Source organism: Acidimicrobiales bacterium (assembly GCA_036273495.1).
Classification (GTDB): Bacteria; Actinomycetota; Acidimicrobiia; order Acidimicrobiales; family JAJPHE01; genus DASSEU01.
The window spans coordinates 1-4900 of sequence record DASUHN010000010.1 but is presented as its reverse complement, the minus strand read 5'-3'; the positions used below and the strand labels follow the sequence as shown (position 1 = coordinate 4900).

Sequence of the window (4900 nt, the reverse complement as noted above, 5' to 3'; positions counted from 1 at the left end):
CTCGGCCTCACCGTCTGGAGCCCGCTGGCCTCGGGTCTGCTCAGCGGCAAGTACCGGGACGGCATCCCCGAGCGGAGCCGGGCCGCCCTGCCCGGCTACGAGTGGCTGCAGGGCATGGTCACCGACCCGCGGAGCCGCGAGCGGGTGGAGAGGCTGCAGGCGGTGGCGGACGACCTCGGGTGCACGCTGGCGCAGCTGGCCCTCGCCTGGTGCGCCCGCCACCCGAGGGTCTCGACGGTCATCACCGGAGCCAGCCGCGTCGAGCAGGTGGAGGAGAACATGAAGGCCCTGGAGGTCCTCCCCCGCCTCGACCGTGAGGTGCGCTCCCGTATCAACGCCGCCCTGGCCTGAGCCAGAGGTGGCAAGGTCGGGTCGAACCGGACGGCGGCCTGGCCCGTAGGTAGCCGTCAGGCGGCACAAGGAGGAGACACGATGAGTTGGGGCAACCGGCGGATGATGGCACTGGGCGCGGCGCTGGCAGGTGTGGCGCTGCTGACGGCGGCGTGTGGGGGAGGGAGCACCCCGACGGCCGGCGCCCGGTCGAGCACCACCAGCTCGAGCACCGACACGATCGTGCCCGGCTCCACATCGACGTCGACGGCGTCGTCGTCCGGCCCGACCGCCACAACGGCGGCATCCTCGGGCGCGACGAGCACGTCGGCGGGCGGGGGCACCACCGCCACGTCCGGAGCCACGCCCACGTCGCGGGTCCCCACCAGGACGGCCGCGCCGGTTACGACCACGACGGCCAAGCCACCCCCGACCACGGCCGGCGGGACGACCAACGTGACCGCCACCGAGACCGAGTACAAGATCGCCATGTCGCAGAGCACGTTCCATCCGGGCAGTTACGCGATCAAGGTGGTCAACAACGGAACGGTCACCCACGCCCTCACCATCAACGGTCCCGGGGTGAGCAACAAGAGCACCGACGACCTGAGCCCCGGTGACTCGGCGACGCTGACCGTGACCCTGCAGGCCGGTTCCTACGAGCTGTGGTGCCCGGTGGACAGCCACAAGACGCTCGGGATGGACATCCACATCACCGTGGGCTGAGCCGACCCGTGCTGACCCGCCGCCGCCTGGAGATGGCCCTGGGGGCCCTGTGGCTCCTGGACGGGGCCCTCCAGCTCCAGCCGGGCATGTTCACCAGCACGTTCTTCTCGAACACGCTGGGGATGGCCAACATGGGCCTGCCCGGTCCGGTGTCGCGCCTCGACTTCGCGATGGCCGACGCGGTGCTGTGGCACCCGGTGGTGTGGAACGCCCTGTTCGCCGGGATGCAACTGGCGCTGGGCGTGGCCCTGCTCCGCGGGGGGCTGCCGACGCGCTGGGCCCGCCCGGCGTCGGTGGCGTGGGCCCTGGCGGTGTGGGTGGTCGGCGAGGGCCTCGGGGGGATGTTCATGGGCGGGTCCAGCGTGCTGAACGGCGCGCCGGGGCCGGCCATCCTCTACGCCTTCGTCACCCTGCTCGTGTGGCCCCGCGCCGACACCGGCGCCACCGGGCGCGCCGGCGGGGTGCTCGGGCGGTGGGCCCTGGCCCCGTGGACGGCGCTGTGGATGGCGGTGGCCCTGCTCGAAGTGGCCGGCCCCAACCACCTGCCGTTCGTGCCCGGGGCCGAGATCAGGAACGGCGGGGTCGGAGAGCCGGCCCCGCTGGCCGCCCTCAACCACGCCGTGGGGCGGCTGGTCGGCTTCCACGGCGCCCAGTTCGCGGTGGCGTTGGGGCTGGCGGCCACGGCGGTGGCGGTCCTGCCCCTGTGGCGGCCGGTGCGCCGGCCGGCGCTGGCGGCGGGCATGGTGCTGATCTCGTTCCTCGGCGTGGTCGGCGGGGACCTCGGCGGGATCCTCACCGGCTCGGGCACCGACCCGGGCGTGGCGCCCCTGGCCGTCCTGCTCGGACTGGCCCTGTGGCCCGCCCGGGACCCGGTCGGGGGACAATTGGCGGATGTCACCCCGGCGCACGGACGCGCCCGCCGAGAGCGAGCCCACCCCGGAGCCGCCGACCGCCGTCCGCGTCACCCGGTCCCTGTCGCTGCCCGCTGACGAGCTGCGCTGGCGCTTCACGACCTCGTCGGGGCCCGGCGGCCAGCACGCCAACCGGTCACACACGGCGGTGGAGGTGTCCTTCGACGTGGAGGGCTCACCCTCGCTCGGGCCCCGGCAGCGGGCCCGCCTGCTGGAGCGGCTGGGCCCGGTGGTCACGGCCCGGGCCGCCGAGGAGCGCTCGCAGGTGCGCAACCGGGACAAGGCCCTGGACCGCCTGCGCACGAAGCTGGCCGACGCCCTGGCCGTCACCCGCCCCCGGGTGGCCACCGCCCCGAGCGCCGGGGCCCGCCGGCGCCGGCTCGAGCAGAAGAAGCGGAGGGGGGAGCTGAAGCGGGAGCGGAGAGCCGATCCCTTCGCCTGACGGGGACGGGTCCCCACGGGCTACTGCTCGGCCAGGATGGCCTCCAGCTCGGCCAGCGGATCACGCAGCATCGGCCCGGTGGCCTCCACGACCGCCTCGACGATGGTGCCGTTGAAGGGGAACGGGGCCCGGTAGCCCTCGCCGACGGGCGGGCCCCACTCGTAGCCGCACGTCAGCCCCACGCCGACGCCGTTGAAGCGCGACGGGGTGAAGACCGGAATCTCCCCCCGGCCCACCACCTCCCCGTCCCACCGCAGGAGCGCCGTGCCGCCGGGGCCGCCAGGATCCTTCTCGAAGGCCAGCTCGGCCGTGTGCCTGCCGGTGCCGCCTGGGACGGCCGTCTCCGCCTCCACGACGTGGCGCTCCTTGCCGTAGAGGTTGTGGACGTAGCGCAGGCGTCCGGCGACGAAGTGCAGTGACCAGCCCCCGATGGCCAGGCCCTGGGCCAGCAGCACCCCGTCGGGGGCCGCGCCCTGCGCCACCTCGAGGGTGACGACGAGACGGTGGGAGCGGTTGCGCACGTTGACGGCGGCGGACTCGGGGACCTGGGCCCCCCCGGGGAAGTAGCGGGCCCGGTCCCGCCCGGCCCGGCGCGACGGCTTGGGGTGCAGCAGGGCCCACAGCACGCGGTTGTCGAGCGGCAGCACCTGGTTGCGGCCGGCTTCGACCCACCACAGGTCGACGAGCTCGCGGACGCGCTCGGGCTCCTCTTCCGCCCGATCGCGCGTCTCGGAGATGTCGTCGGTCACGCGGTACAGCTCCCACTTGTCGTCCTCGAACGCGGCGTTGGGGTCGAGGCCGTCCCCGTAGACGGGACCGACGGGGTGGTAGGTCACCGCCTTCCAGCCGTCGTGGTAGATGGCGCGCGAGCCGAACATCTCGAAGTACTGGGTGTGGTGGCGTCCCGGCGCCTCCTCGGCGCCGTCCTCGAAGAGGTAGGCGAAGCTGGTCCCGTCGAGCTCGGTCTGGGCAATCCCGTCGATCTCGGCCGGGGCGTCGATGCCGACCAGCTCGAGGACGGTCGGGGTCACGTCGATGGCGTGGGCGAACTGGTGGCGGATGGCGCCCCCCGCCCCCGTCAGGCGGCGGGGCCAGCTGACGATGCACGGATCGGCCACTCCGCCTTCGTGGACCTCGCGCTTCCACCGCCGGAAGGGCGTGTTGCCGGCCATCGTCCATCCCCACGGGTAGTTGTTGTGGGTGTGGGGACCGCCGATCTCGTCGATGCGGCGCAGCAGCTCGGCCGGCGGGGCGGGATCGAGGTTCTGCATCCGGATGTCGTTGATCGAGCCGTCCCGGCCGCCCTCGGCGCTGGCCCCGTTGTCGGAGACGAGCACCAGCACGGTGTTGTCCAGCTCCCCGAGACCGGCCAGGAAGCCCAGCACCCGGCCGATCTCGGCGTCGGTGTGGGACAGGAAGCCGGCAAAGCACTCCATGAACCGCGCCGCCACCCTCCGCCCGTCGGGATCGAGGTCGGACCACGCCGGCACCCACGGCGGCCGGGGGGACAGGGTGGTCCCGGAGGGGATCAGGCCGGTTGCCAGCTGGCGGGCGAAGATCTCGTCCCGCCACGCGTCCCACCCCTTGTCGAAGGCGCCCCGGTAGCGCGCCGCCCATTCCGCCGGGGGCTGGTGCGGGGAGTGGCAGGCGCCGGTGCAGAAGTAGAGGAAGAAGGGCCGGTCGGCGTCGACGGCGCGCAGGTCGGAGACGAAGCCGATGGCGCGGTCGGCCAGGTCGGTGGTGAGGTGGTAGCCCTCGTCCAGCTCCCGCGGGGGCCGCACGGAGTGGTTGTCGTGGTACAGAGCGGGGACGAACTGGTGGGTCTCCCCGCCGTGGAAGCCGTACCAGCGGTCGAAGCCCCGGCCCAGGGGCCAGGTGTAGCGGGGGGCGGCCATGTTGGTCTCGTCGTCGGGCGTGAGGTGCCATTTGCCGACGGCGTAGGTGGCGTAGCCGTGGGCGCGCAGGATCTCCGAGAGGTAGCCGTTCTGGCGCGGCGGCCGCCCCCAGTAGCCGGGGAAGCCGACGCCGAGCTCGGCCACCCGGGCCATCCCGCTGCGGTGGTGGTTGCGGCCGGTGAGCAGGCACGCCCGGGTCGGCGAGCACAGCGCCGTGGTGTGGAAGTTGGCCAGCCGCACGCCGCCGGCGGCCAGACCGTCGATGGTCGGGGTGGCGATGTCGGACCCGTAGCAGCCCAGCTGGGCGAAGCCGACGTCGTCCAGCACCATCACCACGACGTTCGGGGCGCCGGCGGGCGGGGTGGGCTCGGGCGGCCACCACGGCTCGGACTCCCGCCAGTCGCGCCCGATGCGGCCTCCGAAGGGAACGGTCATGGCCGGGGTTCCTACCATGGGGGGGCCGGGTTTGCGCCGGCGGCCGGCGAGGGAGGCGGCACCGCATGGACGTCCCTACCGTGCAGTCACGCGACTCGCTCCCGGTGGCCGGGCTGGCCGCCGGCCGCATCGCCATCGGCCTGGCCCTGGCCGTGGCCCCG

6 protein-coding genes are annotated in these 4900 nt (G+C 74.0%); 4 read left to right on the top strand and 2 right to left on the bottom strand.

All coding sequences use genetic code 11. From position 1 onward, the window contains the following. A partial coding sequence (locus VFW24_00285; GenBank protein HEX5265187.1) for an aldo/keto reductase occupies positions 1-351 on the top strand: 351 nt, incomplete at its 5' end. 56 nt (positions 352-407) lie between these two features. Here the strand turns inward: VFW24_00285 and VFW24_00280 are convergent. Next, entirely contained in the window at positions 408-797 is a 390-nt protein-coding gene (locus tag VFW24_00280; GenBank protein HEX5265186.1) for a hypothetical protein, read from the bottom strand. On the opposite strand from VFW24_00280, the gene VFW24_00275 reads away from it, so the two are divergent. The 3 genes from VFW24_00275 to arfB are packed head-to-tail and all read left to right on the top strand — an operon-like array spanning position 787 to position 2409. Continuing rightward, positions 787-1056 (top strand): hypothetical protein, encoded by a 270-nt coding sequence (locus VFW24_00275; GenBank protein HEX5265185.1) that lies wholly within the window; start codon positions 787-789, stop codon positions 1054-1056. The two genes, VFW24_00280 and VFW24_00275, sit on opposite strands and share 11 nt — an antisense overlap. Positions 1057-1064: 8 nt before the next feature. After that, positions 1065-2045 (top strand): hypothetical protein, encoded by a 981-nt coding sequence (locus tag VFW24_00270; protein HEX5265184.1) that lies wholly within the window; start codon positions 1065-1067, stop codon positions 2043-2045. Next, entirely contained in the window at positions 1948-2409 is a 462-nt protein-coding gene (arfB, locus tag VFW24_00265) for an alternative ribosome rescue aminoacyl-tRNA hydrolase ArfB (GenBank protein HEX5265183.1), read from the top strand. The genes VFW24_00270 and arfB overlap by 98 nt, the downstream gene beginning before the upstream one ends. A 20-nt stretch (positions 2410-2429) precedes the next feature. On the opposite strand, the gene VFW24_00260 is transcribed toward arfB, so the two are convergent. Further along, complete coding sequence (locus VFW24_00260) at positions 2430-4739, bottom strand: arylsulfatase (GenBank protein HEX5265182.1); 2310 nt, start codon at positions 4737-4739, stop codon at positions 2430-2432. Positions 4740-4900 lie beyond the last annotated feature (161 nt).